Annotated in this window: 19 protein-coding genes; 15 read left to right on the forward strand and 4 right to left on the reverse strand. The window is 65.8% G+C overall.

Features of this window, described 5'->3' with window-relative positions:
• Nucleotides 1-8 precede the first annotated feature (8 nt).
• The 9 genes from folE to J7I84_RS00795 are packed head-to-tail and all read left to right on the forward strand — an operon-like array spanning nucleotide 9 to nucleotide 7,070.
• Entirely contained in the window at nucleotides 9-653 is a 645-nt protein-coding gene (gene folE, locus J7I84_RS00755) for a GTP cyclohydrolase I FolE (RefSeq protein WP_214939246.1), read from the forward strand.
• A gap of 9 nt (nucleotides 654-662) precedes the next feature.
• Nucleotides 663-1,601, forward strand: coding sequence for a dihydropteroate synthase (gene folP / locus J7I84_RS00760; RefSeq protein ID WP_214939248.1), 939 nt, complete (start codon nucleotides 663-665; stop codon nucleotides 1,599-1,601).
• Nucleotides 1,602-1,614: 13 nt separating this feature from the next.
• Nucleotides 1,615-2,007, forward strand: coding sequence for a dihydroneopterin aldolase (gene folB, locus J7I84_RS00765; protein ID WP_214939251.1), 393 nt, complete (start codon nucleotides 1,615-1,617; stop codon nucleotides 2,005-2,007).
• Nucleotides 2,004-2,549: a 2-amino-4-hydroxy-6-hydroxymethyldihydropteridine diphosphokinase gene (gene folK / locus J7I84_RS00770; RefSeq protein ID WP_214939254.1), complete on the forward strand. Its 546-nt coding sequence runs from the start codon at nucleotides 2,004-2,006 to the stop codon at nucleotides 2,547-2,549. Before folB ends, folK begins: the two co-directional genes overlap by 4 nt.
• Nucleotides 2,546-3,094, forward strand: a complete 549-nt coding sequence (locus J7I84_RS00775; protein WP_214939257.1) for a DUF3180 domain-containing protein — start codon at nucleotides 2,546-2,548, stop codon at nucleotides 3,092-3,094. Before folK ends, J7I84_RS00775 begins: the two co-directional genes overlap by 4 nt.
• A complete protein-coding gene (locus tag J7I84_RS00780; RefSeq protein ID WP_214939260.1) occupies nucleotides 3,075-3,587 on the forward strand; it encodes a PH domain-containing protein in 513 nt (170 codons plus the stop codon). The genes J7I84_RS00775 and J7I84_RS00780 overlap by 20 nt, the downstream gene beginning before the upstream one ends.
• Nucleotides 3,584-5,260 carry a PH domain-containing protein gene (locus tag J7I84_RS00785; protein ID WP_214939263.1) on the forward strand — a complete coding sequence of 559 codons (1,677 nt, stop codon included), beginning with the start codon at nucleotides 3,584-3,586 and terminating at the stop codon, nucleotides 5,258-5,260. Before J7I84_RS00780 ends, J7I84_RS00785 begins: the two co-directional genes overlap by 4 nt.
• Nucleotides 5,253-6,146 carry a Rossmann-like and DUF2520 domain-containing protein gene (locus J7I84_RS00790; protein WP_214939266.1) on the forward strand — a complete coding sequence of 298 codons (894 nt, stop codon included), beginning with the start codon at nucleotides 5,253-5,255 and terminating at the stop codon, nucleotides 6,144-6,146. The genes J7I84_RS00785 and J7I84_RS00790 overlap by 8 nt, the downstream gene beginning before the upstream one ends.
• Nucleotides 6,147-7,070 (forward strand): pantoate--beta-alanine ligase, encoded by a 924-nt coding sequence (locus J7I84_RS00795; RefSeq protein ID WP_214939268.1) that lies wholly within the window; start codon nucleotides 6,147-6,149, stop codon nucleotides 7,068-7,070.
• 39 nt (nucleotides 7,071-7,109) lie between these two features.
• Here the strand turns inward: J7I84_RS00795 and J7I84_RS00800 are convergent, their stop codons facing one another.
• Nucleotides 7,110-7,376, reverse strand: coding sequence for a hypothetical protein (locus tag J7I84_RS00800; RefSeq protein WP_214939272.1), 267 nt, complete (start codon nucleotides 7,374-7,376; stop codon nucleotides 7,110-7,112).
• A gap of 128 nt (nucleotides 7,377-7,504) precedes the next feature.
• Here J7I84_RS00800 and J7I84_RS00805 point away from each other — a divergent pair, with 128 nt between their 5' ends.
• On the forward strand, nucleotides 7,505-8,125 hold the full coding sequence (locus J7I84_RS00805) for a TetR/AcrR family transcriptional regulator (RefSeq protein ID WP_214939273.1): 621 nt from the start codon (nucleotides 7,505-7,507) through the stop codon (nucleotides 8,123-8,125).
• Between the two features lie 559 nt (nucleotides 8,126-8,684).
• On the opposite strand, the gene J7I84_RS00810 is transcribed toward J7I84_RS00805, so the two are convergent.
• Nucleotides 8,685-10,259, reverse strand: a complete 1,575-nt coding sequence (locus tag J7I84_RS00810; RefSeq protein ID WP_214939275.1) for an HNH endonuclease signature motif containing protein — start codon at nucleotides 10,257-10,259, stop codon at nucleotides 8,685-8,687.
• 319 nt (nucleotides 10,260-10,578) lie between these two features.
• Between J7I84_RS00810 and J7I84_RS00815 the strand changes: the two genes are divergently transcribed.
• Together J7I84_RS00815 and J7I84_RS00820 are read left to right on the forward strand one after the other, a co-directional pair.
• Nucleotides 10,579-11,145: a type 1 glutamine amidotransferase domain-containing protein gene (locus J7I84_RS00815; RefSeq protein ID WP_214939278.1), complete on the forward strand. Its 567-nt coding sequence runs from the start codon at nucleotides 10,579-10,581 to the stop codon at nucleotides 11,143-11,145.
• A 130-nt stretch (nucleotides 11,146-11,275) separates the two neighbouring features.
• A complete protein-coding gene (locus tag J7I84_RS00820) occupies nucleotides 11,276-12,754 on the forward strand; it encodes a DHA2 family efflux MFS transporter permease subunit (protein ID WP_214939280.1) in 1,479 nt (492 codons plus the stop codon).
• Between the two features lie 11 nt (nucleotides 12,755-12,765).
• Here J7I84_RS00820 and J7I84_RS00825 read toward each other — a convergent pair whose 3' ends face one another.
• Complete coding sequence (locus tag J7I84_RS00825) at nucleotides 12,766-13,602, reverse strand: alpha/beta fold hydrolase (RefSeq protein ID WP_214939282.1); 837 nt, start codon at nucleotides 13,600-13,602, stop codon at nucleotides 12,766-12,768.
• Nucleotides 13,603-13,663: 61 nt separating this feature from the next.
• The gene (locus J7I84_RS00830) at nucleotides 13,664-14,578 is read right to left on the reverse strand and encodes an alpha/beta fold hydrolase (protein ID WP_214939284.1); all 915 of its coding nucleotides are present in this window, start codon (nucleotides 14,576-14,578) and stop codon (nucleotides 13,664-13,666) included.
• Nucleotides 14,579-14,646: 68 nt separating this feature from the next.
• Between J7I84_RS00830 and lysS the strand changes: the two genes are divergently transcribed.
• The 3 genes from lysS to J7I84_RS00845 all read left to right on the forward strand — a co-directional run bounded on the left by lysS (nucleotide 14,647) and on the right by J7I84_RS00845 (nucleotide 16,832).
• Nucleotides 14,647-16,185, forward strand: a complete 1,539-nt coding sequence (lysS, locus tag J7I84_RS00835; protein WP_214939285.1) for a lysine--tRNA ligase — start codon at nucleotides 14,647-14,649, stop codon at nucleotides 16,183-16,185.
• A 2-nt stretch (nucleotides 16,186-16,187) separates the two neighbouring features.
• Nucleotides 16,188-16,364 carry a hypothetical protein gene (locus J7I84_RS00840; RefSeq protein ID WP_214939287.1) on the forward strand — a complete coding sequence of 59 codons (177 nt, stop codon included), beginning with the start codon at nucleotides 16,188-16,190 and terminating at the stop codon, nucleotides 16,362-16,364.
• Between the two features lie 138 nt (nucleotides 16,365-16,502).
• A complete protein-coding gene (locus J7I84_RS00845; protein ID WP_214939289.1) occupies nucleotides 16,503-16,832 on the forward strand; it encodes an Lsr2 family protein in 330 nt (109 codons plus the stop codon).
• Nucleotides 16,833-17,104: the final 272 nt, after the last annotated feature.

Consider the following 17,104-nt stretch of genomic DNA (forward strand, 5'->3'; position numbering starts at 1 on the left):
CTTTCCCTGTGACTTCCTTCGACGACGACGACGTTTCCGCCTCCGCCGACTACCCGGCGGAGGACGGTTCCCACCACTCCAAGAGAGAAAAGGTGGACCGGCCACGGATCGAGGCGGCCGTCCGCGAGATCCTCCTTGCCATTGGCGAGGACCCGGACCGCGGCGGCCTCCTGGACACCCCGAAAAGGGTTGCCAAGGCCTACGCCGAGGTATTCGCCGGACTGCACCATGACCCTGCCGACGTCCTGTCCACCACCTTCGACCTGGACCACGAGGAACTGGTCCTGGTCAAGGACATTCCCTTCTACTCCACATGTGAGCACCACTTGGTGCCGTTCCATGGGGTGGCCCATGTCGGCTACATCCCCTCGCACGACGGTAAGGTGACCGGGCTGAGCAAACTGGCCCGGCTGGTGGACATCTTTGCCCGCCGCCCGCAGGTGCAGGAACGGCTTACAACTGAAATAGTCGAAGCGATGGTGCGCCACCTCAAACCCCGCGGCGCCATCGTCGTTGTTGAATGCGAGCACATGTGCATGTCGATGCGCGGCATCCGCAAGCCCGGAGCGAAGACCGTCACCAGTGCGGTCCGCGGGCAGCTTCATGACCCGGCCACCCGTGCCGAAGCCATGAGCCTCATCCTCGGAAGGTAACCACACACCATGGATTCACTCGCTGCAGCCCCTGGGACGGGGCCCGCAACGTCCCCACTGCCCATCCTGCGCAAACCCCGCCCGGCAGCGCGCTTCGAAGACCTCCCCATTGGCCGCACCCTGGTCATGGGCATCCTGAACGTCACCCCGGATTCGTTCAGCGACGGCGGCAAGCACGAGACGCCGGACACCGCCATCGCGGCGGGACTGCGGATGTTTTACGCGGGCGCCGACATCATCGACGTCGGGGGCGAATCGACGCGCCCCGGCGCTGACGATGTCACGCCGGAGGAAGAGCAGCGGCGGGTCCTGCCCGTGATCGAAGCGCTGGTGAAGGCCGGGGCCCTGGTCAGCATCGACACCACGCATGCCGCCACCGCAGCCGCCGCCCTCAAGGCGGGCGCGGCCATCATCAATGACGTCTCCGGGCTGACCATCGAACCGGAGATGGTGGAACTCGTGGCAGCCTCCAAGGTGCCCTACATCCTCACGCACCGCCGGGGTGACGCCAGGACCATGAATTCGCTCGCCGAATACACGGACGTGGCCGGGGAAGTGGTGGCGGAGCTGGCCGGAGTGCGGGACAAGCTCTACGCCGCAGGCGTCAGCCAGGAACAGATCATCATCGATCCGGGCCTGGGGTTCGCCAAGAACGATGCACAGAACTGGGAACTGCTGCAGAACCTGGACCAGCTGGACAGCCTGGGCCACAAGGTCCTGGTGGCTGCTTCCCGCAAGCGTTTCCTCGGCACCCTGCTTACCGTCGCCGGCAAGTCCGCCGCTCCCGAAGAACGGGACGGCGCCACCGCCGCGATCACTGCCATCAGCGCCTCCCGGGGGGCCTGGGCAGTCCGTGTGCACGACGTCGGTCCAAGCCTTGACGCCGTCAAGGTGGCTGCGCGCATCGCGGCAGTACCCAAGACACAAGCCGTACCCAAAACGCAATAGGGCCGGGGGACCCATGGACAGGATTACGCTGACCGGAGTGACCGCCGTCGGCCATCACGGCGTCTTCGACTTCGAACGCCGGGACGGCCAGCCCTTCGTGGTGGACGCCGTGCTCCACCTGGACTTCACCGAGGCGGCTCAGTCCGACGACGTCCGGGACACCGCCCACTACGGTGAGGTGGCGCAGCGTATTACCGACTGGATCACCGGGGAGCCCCTGAACCTCATCGAGGCACTCGCGGTGCGCATCGCCGATAGCCTCCTGGCCGAATTCACCCTCCAGGCCGTGGACATCACCGTCCATAAGCCCCAGGCCCCCATCGAGGTCCCTTTCGGTGACGTGGCAGTTTCAGTCCACCGGGAACGCGTCCCCGCCGCCTCTGCGCTGTCCGGGGCGCAGGCATGAACGGGATCTACACCAAGGCCGTGCTGGCCCTGGGAAGCAACCTTGGCGAACGGAACGAGACTCTGACAGAGGCTGTGGCGGACCTGGTGGATCCCCCGGAGGTCCGTCTCCTCGCTGTGTCGCCGATAGTCCAGACCAAGGCCGTGGGCGGTCCGTCCGGGCAGCCGGACTTCCTGAACATGGTCATCACCGTGGAAACCATCCTGACGCCGCAGGAACTGTTGGAACACTGCCAGGCGGTGGAGAACAAGCACCTCCGCGTCCGCGAGGTCCGTTGGGGGCCGCGGACGCTCGACGTCGACATCATCACCTACGATGAGCTCCGCAGTGACGACCCCGCCCTGACCATCCCGCACCCCCGGGCAGCCTCCCGCGCGTTCGTCCTCTACCCGTGGTCGCTCATCGAACCGGCCGCCACGTTGAACGGTGAACGGATCAGCACACTGGCCGTCCAGGCGGACGATTTTCAGGACCTGGCCCCATTCGACGGGTTCGGGGACTTCGACGGCATGCCGACGGCGGGAGCGGTGGAGGAGCGATGAAGCCCATCAACCCCCTGCGCCTGCTGCTGATCTGCGTCATCCTCGCCGTCGCAGGGTGGGCGGCCACGGTTGTTACCAGCCGGTACAGCATTGCCACGCCTGTCCTTCCGGCCACCGCCTTGGCCACCATGGGTGTCATCGTCATCATCACGCTTATCCTTGGCATCCGGATCCTGCGGTGGCGCAACAGCAACAAGCCCAACAGCACGGCCAGGAAGACGCAGTTGGATCCGCTCCTGGCCGCCCGGACCCTGGTACTGGCGCAGGCGTGCGCGTACGCCGGAACGGTGCTGCTGGGGTGGCACGTGGGCATCTTCCTGGACCAGTTGCGGATCTGGAGCCTGCGCAGCGACCAGGGCATCACGTGGCTGGCCCTGGCCATGGCCGGTGGCGGCCTGGTGATGATCGTGGTGGGGCTCGTCGTGGAGAAGTTCTGCAGGATCCCGCCCGAAGATGGCGACACCAACGGCGTCGAGGGAAAGAAGGGCCGGGCCGCCCGCGGGGAAGCCGCGGGGGAAGGCGAATATGCATACCGAGGCGATTGACCCGCCGGGTATTGCCTGGCAGCGGGTGTCATCGAAGTACGTAACGGTCCGTTTGGTCGAATGGGCCTTGGCCAACCTCGTCACGGTGCTGGTCCTGTCCGCGCCGCTGGTGTTCGTCCTCCTGGGCTGGTGGCGGTGGCCGCCGCTGTGGGTGGCCGTCACCGTTCCGGCCGCCACCCTGCTGGTCGCTTTATGGCGGCTGGTCCTGATCCCCCGCCAGGTCCGGGCCATCGGCTACGCCGAGCGCGACGACGACCTGCTGGTCAGAAGCGGCATCTTCTTCCAGCGCACCATGGCTGTCCCGTACGGCCGCATGCAGTATGTGGACATCGCCGTGGGGCCTGTGGAGCGCGGGCTGGGCCTGTGTACCGTAAAGCTGCACACAGCGTCCCCCGGAACCCACGCGCGCATTCCCGGCCTCCCGGCAGCGGAAGGTGCGCGCCTCCGGGAACAGCTGGCCGCACGCGGCGAAGCCAGGTTGGCAGGACTGTGACTACTGGGGATCCGCTTCCCGGGACGCAGGCTCTCCCACCTGCTGCAGCCAGCCAGGAAACAGAAGGAGCGCCCGACGGCGAATGGCTGCGGGTGCATCCTGCCTCACCTTTCGTCCGCGGCTGGGTTGCCCTGGCCGCCATCCTGTTTTTCTTTGGCCGAGACCTGTTTGAGCGGACACTCCAAGGCCAGCCCGTCTTCGAGGACGGGTTTGCCAGGCGCGCGCCCTGGCTCCTGGGTGGTGGGGCACTGGTGCTGGCCGTTGCAGTCCTCGGGTTCGTCCTGACCTGGTACTTCACGAAGTACCAGGTCTCCGGCGGCTATGTCCGGGTCAACACCGGGCTCCTCTTCCGGCAGCACCGGCAGGCGCGGCTGGACCGGGTGCAGGCCATTGACATCGTGCAGCCCCTGCTGGCCCGCATCTTTGGCCTGGCTGAACTCAAGTTCGAGGTTGCCGACGCCGGCGAATCCGCTATGCGCCTGGCCTACCTCAGGATTGGCGACGCCCGCCAGCTGCGCGCCACCATCCTGGCGGGTGCTTCCGGAGCTGCAGCCAGTCCCGGCACGGCCCCCGCAGCCGGCGTTGATGCCGAGGCGTTTGCAGGTCCCGGCGGCACGTCAGCGGCAGCGTACTTTGGCCCGCGCGTGCCCGAGGCGCCGGAATTCCCGGTACTCAGCGTGCCGCCGTCGCGCCTTATCGGATCGCTCCTGTTGAGCGAGCAAAGCTTCTTTATTGTGGTGGGCGGCTTCGCTTCGGTGCTCCTGTCCGCGCTGACGGACAACCGCGCCTTCTACTTCTACCTGGTGCCCGCCGCACTGGGACTCGCGGCGGGCTATTGGAACTTCTTCAACAAGGGCTACAACTTCACGGCCGCCGTTTCGCCCGACGGGATCCGGCTGCGGTACGGGCTGCTGGACACACAGGCACAGACGCTTCCGCCTGGCCGCATCCAGGCCGTAAAGATTGCCCAGCCTCCGCTGTGGCGTCCGTTCGGCTGGTACCGAATGCAGGTGAACGCCGCCGGCTATGGGACGTCCGGCAACGCGGTGGAGGGCAACACCAGGACCATCCTCCTGCCGGTGGGCAAGCTCGGCGATGTCATGGCCATGCTCTCCCTGGTCCTGCCGGACCCTGGGACGGAAAAGCCTGCGGCTGTGTTTGCGGCTGGACTCAGCGGCAGGGATTCCGACGGCGGGTTCGTCACCACGCCGCGGCGGGCGCGGCTGCTGGCACCCCTGGCCTGGCGACGTAACGGTTTTGCCGCTACGGACACGGCGCTGCTGATCCGCTCGGGGCGCTGGTGGCGGGAGCTAGTGCTGGTACCGCACCAACGGACGCAGTCACTGGCCCTCCACCAGGGGCCGCTGGCGCGGCGGTTCCGGGTGGCGGACCTGGTCCTGCATACGACGGCCGGCCCCGTTGCCCCCCGGCTGACCCAGGCGGGTCTGGACGAGGCCAGGCAACTCTTCGACGAACAGTCGGCGCGCGCCCGGCTGGCCAGGAAGCGGCAAACCACCGAACAATGGTTGCTGCAGGTTGTTCCGGCGGTTGAGCCTGCGCCGGTGCCAGCCCCGCCTGCGCCTGGCGCTCCATTGGCCGGGGCACAGCCCTCCGGGACGCCAGCCATTGAAGCCCGCACCCATTACCAACAGGAAGGCCAGCAGCATGGTTAAGCCCGGACGCCTCGGCGTCGGAATCATCGGTGCCGGCAAGGTGGGGGCCGTGCTCGGCGCGGCCCTGCGCGCCGCCGAGCACGCTGTCGTGGGCGTGTCAGCTGTCTCCGATGCAAGCCGGGAGCGGGCTGAAACACTGCTCCCCGGCGTGCCCATCCTTGAAGTGCAGGACATTGTTGAGCGTGCGGAACTGGTGCTGCTGGCGGTGCCCGACGACGCGCTGCCGGATTTGGTGGAGGGGCTGGCGAAGCTCGGGGCCTGGCAGCCGGGACAGCTCGTGGCGCATACCTCGGGCCGGTTCGGCGTAGGCGTGCTGCATCCGGTCCGTGCCGCCGGCGCAGTTCCGCTGGCGCTGCACCCGGCCATGACGTTTACGGGCATGAGCCTGGACCTCACCCGGCTGCTCGACTGCACCTTCGGCGTGACGGCCGATGCCGCCATGCTCCCCATCGCCCAGGCGCTGGTGGTGGAGATGGGGGCGGAGCCCGTGGCCATCGCCGAGGCCGACCGGACGCTCTACCACGCGGCCCTCGCTCATGGTTCCAACCACCTGGTCACCTTGGTGGCACAGTCGTCGCAGCTCCTCCGGGAGGTGGGTGTGGAATCGCCTGACCGCATGCTGGGTCCGCTGCTGCGGGCCACACTGGAGAATGCGCTGGCCTCGGGGGAGTCGGCGTTGACCGGGCCGGTTGCCCGCGGGGACGTGGGGACCGTGCGGGCGCATGCTGAGGCGTTACGGGAGTTCGACGGCGGCGGGCACGGCGACGTGCTGGCTGCCTACCTTGCGATGGCCCGTGCCACTGCCCTCCGCGCTGAAGGGCGCGGGCTGCTGAAACCTGACCAGCTGAAGGGGCTTCACGCGGCCCTCGACCCGAAGGAAGACTGAATGCCCATTCAACTCGTCACCACCGTGGCCGGCCTGAAAGCCGAAAGCGCCCGCTTGCTCGCCACCAAAACAGGTGTCTCGCAGGGCCTGGTGCCCACCATGGGTGCGCTCCACGAAGGCCATGCAACGTTGGCGCGCACCGCCGTCGAGCAGAACGATGTGGTGGTGGCCAGCATCTTCGTCAACCCGCTGCAGTTCGGCGACGCCGGGGACCTGGACCGCTATCCGCGGACGCTTGACGCAGACCTTGCCCTGCTGGAGGAGCAGGGCGTTGATCTGGCGTTCGCTCCCTCAGTGGAAGAGGTGTACCCGGGCGGGCAGCCCTTGGTGCGGGTCACGTCCGGCCGCCTGGGGGAGAAATGGGAGGGTGCCTCCCGGCCCGGACACTTCGATGGCGCCCTGACCGTTGTGGCCAAGCTGCTGCACTACGGAATGCCGGCGGCAGGCCTTCCGGCGGGCACCGTGGGTTCTGCCGGCGGCAGCCTGCCGGCCTACCGGGCCTACTTTGGCCAAAAAGACGCCCAACAATTGGCACTGGTCCGGCGGATGGTTTCGGACCTGAACTTCCCCGTGGAGATTGTGGGCGTGCCCACTGTCCGCGCGGAGGACGGCCTGGCGCTGTCCAGCCGGAACCGCTTCCTGTCCGATGCCGAGCGGGACGCCGCGCTGGTCCTGTCCAGGGCCCTGCGGCTGCTGGAAGGGCGGGCGAACGCGCATGAGCCGCTGGACCTTGATTCCGCGCTGGCGCTGGTGGAATCCCAGCCCTTGGTGGAACTGGACTACTTCGACGTGGTGAACCCGGGAACCCTCGAGCCGCTGGCCGAAAACTGCCGGGAAACACCCTTTCGCGGTGAGGCCCTGGCGCTCATAGCCGCCAAGGTGGGCCCGGTGCGGCTGATCGACAACCTTCCGCTGAATTCATAGCTGCCGCTCCAGCCGCGGCGCATGCCTGGTCCGCTCCCGTTACAGGCCTGAGTGGTCCCGGTTGATCATGAGCTGTTCGAGCAGTGCGCGTTCTGGCCGGCCCGGGTTCCTGGCGACGCAGCGGCGGAGGCGGGCCCGCGCAAGCTCTTCACCTGGATCCTGGCCGCCAAGCAGCTCATCGATGATTTCCTGCGCCTGCCACCGGAGTGACTCTATGGCGAACTCCCTGACCTCAGCGGGCGTATCACTGGACATCCAGGGATCCGGGTCCGACGGGACACTTTGGAACATCCGCTCTGCTGACATTGGGGCCTCCTTGCTCCAAATGGCCACCCCCTTGGGTGCGCCCTTGCGGTGTTCTAAAGAACTGCGTAGGGGAAACACTACAGCGGGAAAGACCGGTCTGTCTCCCCCTGCGGTAGACTTCAAGTCCTATGAGCACAGAGGCGAAGGTCCCGATATCTGACGCGCCATCCCAGGTGGCATCCCCGGAGGGCAGCGCCAAGTCCGTGGAGCGGATCCTTTTGGTCGCCTATGAGCTGTTCTCACGCCGCGGAATCCGGGACGTGGGCGTCAATGAGCTTATTGAGCGCTCAGGAGTGGCGAAGGCCACCTTCTACCGGCATTTCCCGTCAAAGGACTCGCTGGTCTTGGCGTTCCTGGAGCAGCGGGACAAGCTGTGGACCGTTGAAGCCATTGTGTCCCAGGCGCGGCGGCAGGGCCAGACGCCGGTTGAGCGCCTGCTGGCGATCTTCGATGTCCTGGGGGAATGGTTCCGGCGCGATGATTTTGAAGGGAGCACCTTCATCCAGGTTCTGCTGGAGATGGGACCTTCGCACCCGCTGGGCCAGGCCAGTATCAATTACCTGGCAAAACTGCGGGGCCATGTGCAGGCGTTGGCCGAAGAAGCCGGGCTTGTGGACCCTGCAGGGTTTGCACGTTCCTGGCAGATCCTGATGAAGGGGTCCATCATCTCGGCTACGGGTGGCGACCTGGACGCCGGGAAGCGCGCCCGGCAGATGGCGGGCTGGCTGATCGAGCACCACAAGGCTTAGCGGGCCGCGCCCGGCAGCAAGCCGCCCGCCATCCACTGAGGAGAAAAGGGGCAGCCGGGAGGTGGCTCAGGAGCAGGTTCTGAGGAAACCTGTAGCACCAGGGCGCGAATGGAAGGTCACTGAGTGGCCAGAGGCATCCTGGAACGTGGCCTCTGAACCCATCACCGAGATCGTGCCGGCCTGATAGGGATTGTCCCACCCCGCAGGGGGATTGCCTTGGCCGTCGTCCAGCGCTTCGTCAGCCACAAAGTATGTACCCTCGACCAGTGCTTCATGGATGCCACAGTGCGTGTGGAGGTTATACGGCGAGCCCACAGGGGGAACAGCTGCTGAATCTGAAACGCGACCGGTGGGAGAACCTCCGTTTGCCTGACACCCGCACAACAGCATCAATGCTGCTGCGCCTGCCACCGATCGCAGGAAGCGACGAGTCGCCATGCTCAAGAATCTCCGGGCTTCTAGAACGTCCAGTTCAGCGGACCCAGCCGATCACCTGCTTTCCCCATTGGCGAAGCATAACCTCGCCTACCCGGAATGCACTAGTGCCAACGTGGGTACCCTACCGCCCGACATTGGCGAAGTCCGCGGACAGGGCGAATGGCTTTTCGAAGTATTCTGCCCAGACGGGATCCTCAGGTGACAGGTCGTTGAGGTCCACGAGGCTGTCGTCGTCTGGTTCCCGGCGCAGGAGGTCTTCGAAGTTGGCTTCTTCAGCCAGGAGTCCGGTGGGCGTGAGCCATTGCGGCCAGCGGGTTGGTTCGGGGTTGGGGTGTTCGGGTTTGTAGTGGCGGCCGGTGGGTGAGGTCCAGCCGGGTGGTTCTTTCTCGGTTGCCGGATCGGGTGTCCACGTGCCGTTGTGTTTGAGCCTGTGATGTTTCGGGCAGACCTGGCCCAGGTTGCTGGCCCCAGTGGTTCCGCCGTGTGCCCAGGCTTGAAGGTGGTCTGTTTCGTTGTCGGGGGTGCGGTTGGTGCAGCCGGGGAAGGTGCATTTGCGGTCGCGCATCCTGATCCAGCGCTTGATGACCTCCGTGAGCCGGTAGCTCGTGCGGCCGATCTCCAGGGGTGCACCGTCCCTGGGGTCGACCAGGACCCGGTAGAACGAGTCCGTCCCGTCGGCCACGAGTTTGCGGGCCGTCGACACCGGAATCGGGCCCAGACCGTCCAGCCTGGCGGGCTCATCGGTCAGGCCGAGCAGGGAGAACACGGGCACGGTGACCAGGACGTCGGCCCGCGGGGTGGGGACTTTCCCGATCTCGGTAACGCTCTGCGTGCCCTTGGTATTGCCGGTTTCCGTGGAGCTGCCTGAGCGGAGGAGGAGGGATGCGGCGATGTCGGGGCGGAGTTGGGTGAGGGTGCGGGGTTCGTCGGGGCTTTGGAGGCCGCGGGCGGTCGCGGTGGTGCGGTTCCAGATGGCGCACGCGGTGTCCCCGGGCAGGTAGAGGGAGAGCCAGGCCATGCCGTCGCGGTCCGGGGTGTATTCCATCCGCCGGTCCGCCACCCCCTTCGCATGCCTCTTTTCAATGGATTCGGGGTGGTGCCGTTCCCGCCACGCACGGACCTTGGCCCGGAACCGGGACGGAATGAGTTCACCGGGGGCTGCGCCGCGGGCCGGGCGGGGCTCGTCAGGGTCGAAGAAGTGCGCCACCAACGACACCGCGCCCCCAGGGCTGAGGCCTTCGGTCTCGTCCGCGATGATCTTCGCGTGCTGCCAGGACATGGCCCCGGCGGACAGGGCCTCAAGAACCGGTGGCAGGGCGCAGATCCGGCGGGACTGCTCCACCAAAACGCTCGCGGCCGCGGAACTCACAGTGAGGACCCCGGCGATTTCCTCAACAACGGACATCTCAGCGTAGGTGCGGTCCTGGACCGAGGCATCGGGCGGCGTCATCTCCTGCTGAAACCCGACGGCTTCGGCCGCGTCCCGGGCTTTCACCGCGGCCAACTGGGCCTCCAGCCGGGACGTCAGTTCCAGCCGCTCCAGCCGGATCTCATACCGCCGCTGCAACACATCCACCCCGGAACCAATACCAACTCCGCCAGCAAGGAATGCGTCTTCACGGTCCAGCGCATCAAGGGCAGCAACAGAGGCACGAACACCCTCCAAAACCACCCCAACACCGCTGCTGCTTCCCATAGGAACATCATCCATCGACCCACTGACATTTAGGACGGGCCGCCAGCCGCCAAGCCCCGAAACTGCCCACGGCGACCCGGAACCGAGGCCGGGTCCCGCCGTCGTACGAATTCTCGCTGCGGATGTTCCTTTTCGCGCCGAAAGTACCCGGCGCGAAATGGAATCTGCGCATCGGGATCTGTCCGCGCGGGGATTAACCCAATAGTCAGCTTGCTTATTACTTTTCCCTTTCCTAGGCTGGAAGACGTAAGGCAATCAACTCTCGAGCGGGACTCGGCGCGCCCAAAGGCCGCGCGGCCCCCTCCAGTGAGGAGTAAAAATGTCAGAGCACAGCATCGCGGGCAAGAAGGTGGCATTCCTGCTGACTGACGGCGTGGAACAGGTGGAGCTCACCAGCCCCTGGCAGGCCGTGAAGGATGCCGGTGGCGAGCCGACCCTGGTGGCTCCCAAGAGCGGCAAGCTGCAGGGCTACAAGGGGACGGACAAGGGCGACACCTTTGACGTGGACCTCACGGTGGCAGAAGCCAACGCCTCCGACTTCGACGCCCTGGTACTTCCGGGCGGCGTGGTCAACGCCGACCACCTACGGGTGGACAAAGACGCGCAGAGCTTCACCCGAAGCTTCTTCGAACAGCACAAGCCGGTGGCGTCCATCTGCCACGGACCGTGGCTGCTGATCGAGGCGGGGGTGATCAGGGGCCGGAACGTTACGTCCTACTTCACGCTCGAAACCGACCTGAAGAACGCCGGCGCCAACTGGACTGACCAGGAAGTGGTGGTGGACCAGGGCCTCGTGACCAGCCGTAACCCGGATGACCTCCCCGCGTTCAACAACAAGCTGGTGGAGGAGATCTCCGAAGGCCAGCACGCAGGCCAGACTGCCTAGGGCAAAACCCCTAGTGTTCCATCAGGGGTAAAGAAACCCGTGCGGAGGAATTACTCCAGCCGGTAGAGTGTTGGAATCTTCAGCGGCGCCGGCCGCGCATCACTCTTAAACCACCCCTGAGGGAACACCCATGTCTACCGAGACCTCTCCGAATACAAGCGGCGAGTCCGTCCCTATCCAAGGAATCCAGCCCGCTGCGCCGGAGAAGATGTCCCGGGAGTCCGTGACGATCATCAGTACGCTGCTGGTGGCGACGTTCGTGGTGATCCTCAATGAGACCATCATGAATGTCGCCCTGCAGCGGCTCATGGTGGACCTCCGGGTGGACGCACCCACCGTCCAGTGGCTGTCCACCGGCTTCATGCTCACCATGGCCGTTGTCATCCCCACCACCGGCTTCATCCTGCAGCGCCTTTCCACGCGGGCCGTCTTCATGCTGGCGATGGGACTTTTCGCCGGCGGAACAGCCCTTGCCGCAGTGGCCCCCGGGTTCGAGGTCCTGCTCCTGGCGCGCATTGTCCAGGCGGGCGGCACCGCCATCATGCTGCCGCTGCTGATGACCACCATCCTCACCCTGGTGCCGCTGGCCAGGCGCGGCGCCGTCATGGGAAACGTCAGCATTGCCATCTCGGTAGCGCCGGCCATGGGCCCCACAGTGTCCGGGCTGATCCTTGAGCACTTCACCTGGCGCTTCATGTTTGTCTTCGTCCTGCCGGTGGCCCTCGCGGCGCTGGCCATCGGCGCCAAGTACCTCACCAATGTGGGCGAGGTGGAGAAGGGCAAGCTCGACGTCATGTCCGTCGTCCTCACTGTTCCCGCCTTCGGCGGCCTGGTTTACGGGCTTAGCCAGATCGGCGGGGGCCACGGCGGCCAGGCGGGTCCCAGTGCCGGCGCCATCGCAGCCCTTGTCATCGGCGTCGCTGCCCTGACGCTGTTCGTGCTCCGCCAGGTCCGGCTGCAGAAGTCCGCCGCACCGCTGCTGGATCTGCGCGCCTTCAAGCTCCGGATGTTCACCGTCTCAGTGCTGCTGATGGTGGTGGCCATGATGGCGCTGTTCGGCGGGGTTATCCTGCTGCCGCTGTACCTGCAGCAAGTCCGCGGCCTCGGCTCGCTGGAAACCGGGCTGGCGCTGCTTCCCGGCGGCTTGGCCATGGGACTGCTGGGCCCGGTCATCGGGCGCGCATTCGACAAGGTTGGCCCGCTTCCCCTCACGGTCACCGGGTCCATCCTGATGGTGGTAACGCTCTGGCAGTTTTCCATGCTCGACGCCGGCACCGCAGTTTGGTGGATCATCACCCTGCACGTGGGGCTGAGTTTCGGGCTGGCGCTGCTGTTCACTCCCGCCTTCACCACCGGCCTGAACCCGTTGCCGCCGCACCTGTACTCGCACGGCTCGGCGATCATGAGCACCACCCAGCAGGTGGCCGGCGCTGCGGGCACGGCTCTGCTGGTGTCCATTTTCGCGGTGGTGAGTGCGACGTCGGGACTCGTCGCAGGGATGAGCGCCGCCTTCATGACGGCAACAGTCATAGCCCTTGCCGCCGTCGTACTGTCAGCGATGATGCGCAAGACCGAAGGCGGCGGCCCGGGCCACGGCGCAGGACATTAGCACAAGCCGTACTAGCCGGCGAAGAAGTCGCTGAGTTCCTTGATGAGCTTGTCCGGAGCCTTGATGGCGCCGTCGTGGCCGAAACCGGGCAGGATGGTGTAGCTGGAGCCGGAGAGCACGTCATGGATCTGGCCGCAGGCGATGCCGAAGTAGGCCGGGCTCTTTTCGCCCACAACAATCAGCGTCTCCAGGGGGAGTGCCTGGAACGGCTCGGCGGGCATATCCGCGGCAATGATCGCCTTGATCTCGCGGACGCCGGTGCGCATCAGCTCACGCTGCTGCTTTCCTTCGCTGGTGCCGGCCGTCAGCTTGTTGGCCAGCGTGAGCATGGAAAGCGGCATGCGCGACGAGAACGCCCCGCCGGCCTCCAGGCCGCGCTGGATCACGGCGAGGGCGCGGTCATCGTCGCCGGCGCTGATGGCCCGCTCATACTCCACGATCCAGTCGGCAGTGACGCTGCCGTTCACGGAGACCGCGGGATCGTAGACGGCGAGCCGTTCCACCGGCAGGGTCCGCGCGGCGTGCAGGGCAACCGCACCGCCGAAGCTGTGGCCAAAGACATCCGTGCTGGACGTGTGCTTCATGACGGTGTCCAGGTCCCGGATGTCAACGTCCAGCGTGTAGTCCTCAGGCTGGGGCGACGACGAGCCGCGGCCGCGCCGGTTGAACGTGTGCACCGGCCGGCCCAGGGCGGCGCTCAGCTTCTGGGCAAACTTCGTGTAGTCCGCGGCCGTCACCATGGAGGGCGGCACCACCACCACGCCCGAACCTGCCGAAGCCAGTTCCGCGCCCGTGGAGAAGAGCTCCACAGTGCCGCCGTCGGGGGTCCTGATGTTCTCTCGCGTCATGTTCCGAGCCTAGCCGAGCAAGCCGGGCGGGGCACCCCGGACGCGAGTACGCTCGCCGGGTTCAGCCGCGGGGAACGGGGATAGCACCTGTGGCGTCGGGGCGGGACTCCCCGTCCGGCTGCCCGTCCCTGAAGTACGCGGAAATAGCCGTCACCAGTTCGTTGACAGCGGCGGGGATGGACCCGTGGAAGCACTTGGGGGAGAGCTGGTAGGTGCTCCCCGGGACGGCCGCATGGAGCCGTTCCGCCGTCACCCTGTAATAGCTGGGACTCTTTCCACCCGCCATGAAATGGGTCCCCGCGGGCAGCACGCTGAAATCCCTGGCGTGGTCCTTTTCGTCGTAGGCCGCCCTCAGCTCACCCACGCCACTGGGCATGACCTGCTGGAACATCCTGTTGACCTTGGTCCGCGACAACACCGCCATCAGGCCAGCCAGGACCGGGTCCGGGATCCTGGCCATGGCTGAACCCGGGCTGGTGGCCCTCTTCATGTGCGCCAGCGCGTGCCCCACCCTGCCGTTGTTGACGGCGTCCTCGAATCCATCCAGCCACGCGGTGTCGATGCTGCCATCGATATTCACCGCCGCGTCGTACACGGCGAGCTTGTCCGGAACGAAAGCTGTCCCGGTGAACTCCTGGACGGCGTTCAAAGCCACCGATCCGCCCAGGCTGTGGCCGAGGATGTTCCGGCCGCCGGTGGCTTTGAGCACAGTCCGTACATCCTCGATCTCGGTGGCCATGGAGTAGTCCGCGGGCTGTTCTGACGAGTTGCCCCGCCCGCGGCGGTCGTACACGTCAACAGCCCAGCCGTCACCCAGGCCTTTCGCCAGGGCAACGGCGAACGGCCGGTAGATCAGCGCCGTGAGGAACGCACCGCCGATCAGCAGCACCCGCTTTTCCCCGGGCGCGTCATCGGTTCCGTAGCTGTATAAAGCCAGCCTGCCGCCGTCGTGCGTTGGAAGTACCCGTTCTTTCACCCGCCCATCCTAGGGTGCAAGCCTGCGGGGCAGCTGACAGTCCGGGAACCCAATCCCCGGTAAACTTGATGATTGTGACTTCCCAAAACACCCCCGCGCCCAAGAATGCCCCAGAGCCCATCGATGCCAGCGAGCAGATGCGGATCCGCATGGAAAAGCGGGCCAAACTTCTTGAGCGCGGCACGGAGGCGTACCCCGTGGGAGTGGAACGCACGCATTCCCTTGCCGAGATCCGGGAAAAGTACGCCCACCTTGAGGCGGACGACACCACCGGTGACACCGTAGGCGTGACCGGCCGCGTGGTCTTTGTCCGGAACACCGGAAAGCTCTGCTTCGCCACCCTGCAGGAAGGCGGCACGGACGGCAAGGGAACCCGGTTGCAGGCCATGCTGAGCCTGGCCAACGTGGGTGAGGAAGCGCTCGCGGACTGGAAGGCCCTGGTGGACCTTGGCGACCATGTCTTCATCAGGGGCGAGGTGATCTCCTCCCGCCGCGGCGAGCTCTCCGTCATGGCCGAGTCCTGGTCCATGGCCTCCAAGGCCCTGCGGCCGTTGCCCGTCCTGCACGCGGACCTGAACGAGGAAACCCGCGTCCGCCAGCGCTACGTTGACCTGATGGTCCGCGATGAGGCCCGCGAAATGGTCTACACCCGCGCGGCCATCACCCGCTCCATCCGCGAGACGCTGTTCCGGCACCGCTACGTGGAAGTGGAGACGCCCATCCTGCAGCTGGTCCACGGCGGCGCGCTTGCCCGTCCGTTCGAGACCCACATGAACGCCTTCGACCAGAAGATGACCCTGCGCATCGCCACTGAGCTGTACCTCAAGCGCGCCGTGGTGGGCGGGATCGACCGCGTCTACGACATGGGCCGCGTGTTCCGCAACGAGGGCGTGGACTCCACCCACAGCCCCGAATTCACCACCCTTGAGTGCTACGAGGCGTGGGCAGACCAGTTCGTCATGGCGGAGCGGATCAAGGAAATCATCCTCGACGCGGCGGACGCCATGGGTGCCGGACGCCTCCTGCAGACCGAGGCAGGCGAGATCAACCTCGACGGCGAGTGGACCTGGCTGGCCGTCTACCCCGGACTTTCCGACGCCGTTGGGCAGGAAATCACGCCGGACACGTCCGTCGAGGTGCTTCGCGGGCTTGCAGTCAAGCACGACGTCAAGGTGGACCCCAAGTGGGACGCCGAGAAGCTGGTGGTGGAGCTCTTTGGTGAAATCGTGGAACCCACGCTGCTGAACCCCACGTTCGTCTACGACTACCCGCCGTCCGCGCAGCCGCTGGCCCGCCCGCACCGCGAGGACGGCCGCCTGATCGAGGCCTGGGACCTGATCATCGGCGGCATGGAGCGCGGCACCGCGTTCTCGGAGCTGATCGACCCCGTCATCCAGCGCGAGAGGCTCACCGAACAGTCCATGCACGCAGCCGCCGGCGACGTCGAGGCCATGCAGCTTGACGAGGACTTCCTCCGTGCCCTGGAATACGGGGCTCCCCCCATGGGCGGCATCGGCCTGGGCATCGACCGGCTGGTGATGCTCTTCACCGGAGCCGGAATCCGCGAAACCATCCTGTTCCCCCTGCTGAAGCCCGAAGGGCACTGATCATGGAATACGTAGCAGTGATTCTTCCCTCACTGGTGGTGGGCCTGCTTTTCTGGTTCGCCATGAAAGCAATCTTCAATGCGGACAAGGCCGAGCGGCAGGCGGAAGCCCGCGCCCAGGCCGAAGCGGATGCCCTCCCGGTGCAGCCCACGGAGCACCCGGGTTCGGAATCCAAATAGATAAACCCCCAACTTTCCGGTTTTATCCCCAAGGAACCATTAGGCGCTTTGACGCGTTGCCAAGATAAGAGTCATACTTTTTTTGGGAAACATCCTGCTTTTCTGAAAACCGAACTTTCCAGCAAGAGGAAGACCTAAATGGCACAGAAAGTAAACATCATCCTCGTTGATGATCTGGATGGGGGATCCGCTGACGAGAATGTTAAGTTTGGCCTCGATGGGGTCAACTACGAGATAGACCTGTCGGCATCGAATGCCGCAGAACTTCGGTCTTCATTGGAGAGGTTCACTACTGCCGCGCGTAAGGCATCCGGAGGCCGCGTCCAGCGGGCCAAGGCAGCCGCGGGGGGCCGCAGCCACGATTCGGCGCAAATCCGGCAATGGGCGCGGGATAACGGTTACACCGTTAACAGCCGCGGCCGAATTCAGGCAGAAATCCAGGAAGCCTACCAAAAGGCAAATTCCTAGGGCTGCCTTTAGCTCCGCCGAAACCCCGCTCCCGCCGCCAGGCGGGGCGGGGTTTTTCAATTTTCGGAAATTACTGCTACGGGGTGGCTTGCGCCCTTCTCTGCATGGCTCATTTGGCGGCTCTTCGTGTTTGGTGGTGAAACGGGTTCCGTGTCTTGAAAGCTGAAGGGCTCGTAGCCCTGCTGTGATGGATGTTCTCTACGCATTCATCAAGTCAGGAGCTACGAGCCTTGATCGAGCCTACTTCCCCGCGCCCCGATGCTGCCACCGCC

The organism is Arthrobacter sp. ISL-85, from assembly GCF_018613675.1.
Taxonomy (GTDB): domain Bacteria; phylum Actinomycetota; class Actinomycetes; order Actinomycetales; family Micrococcaceae; genus Arthrobacter.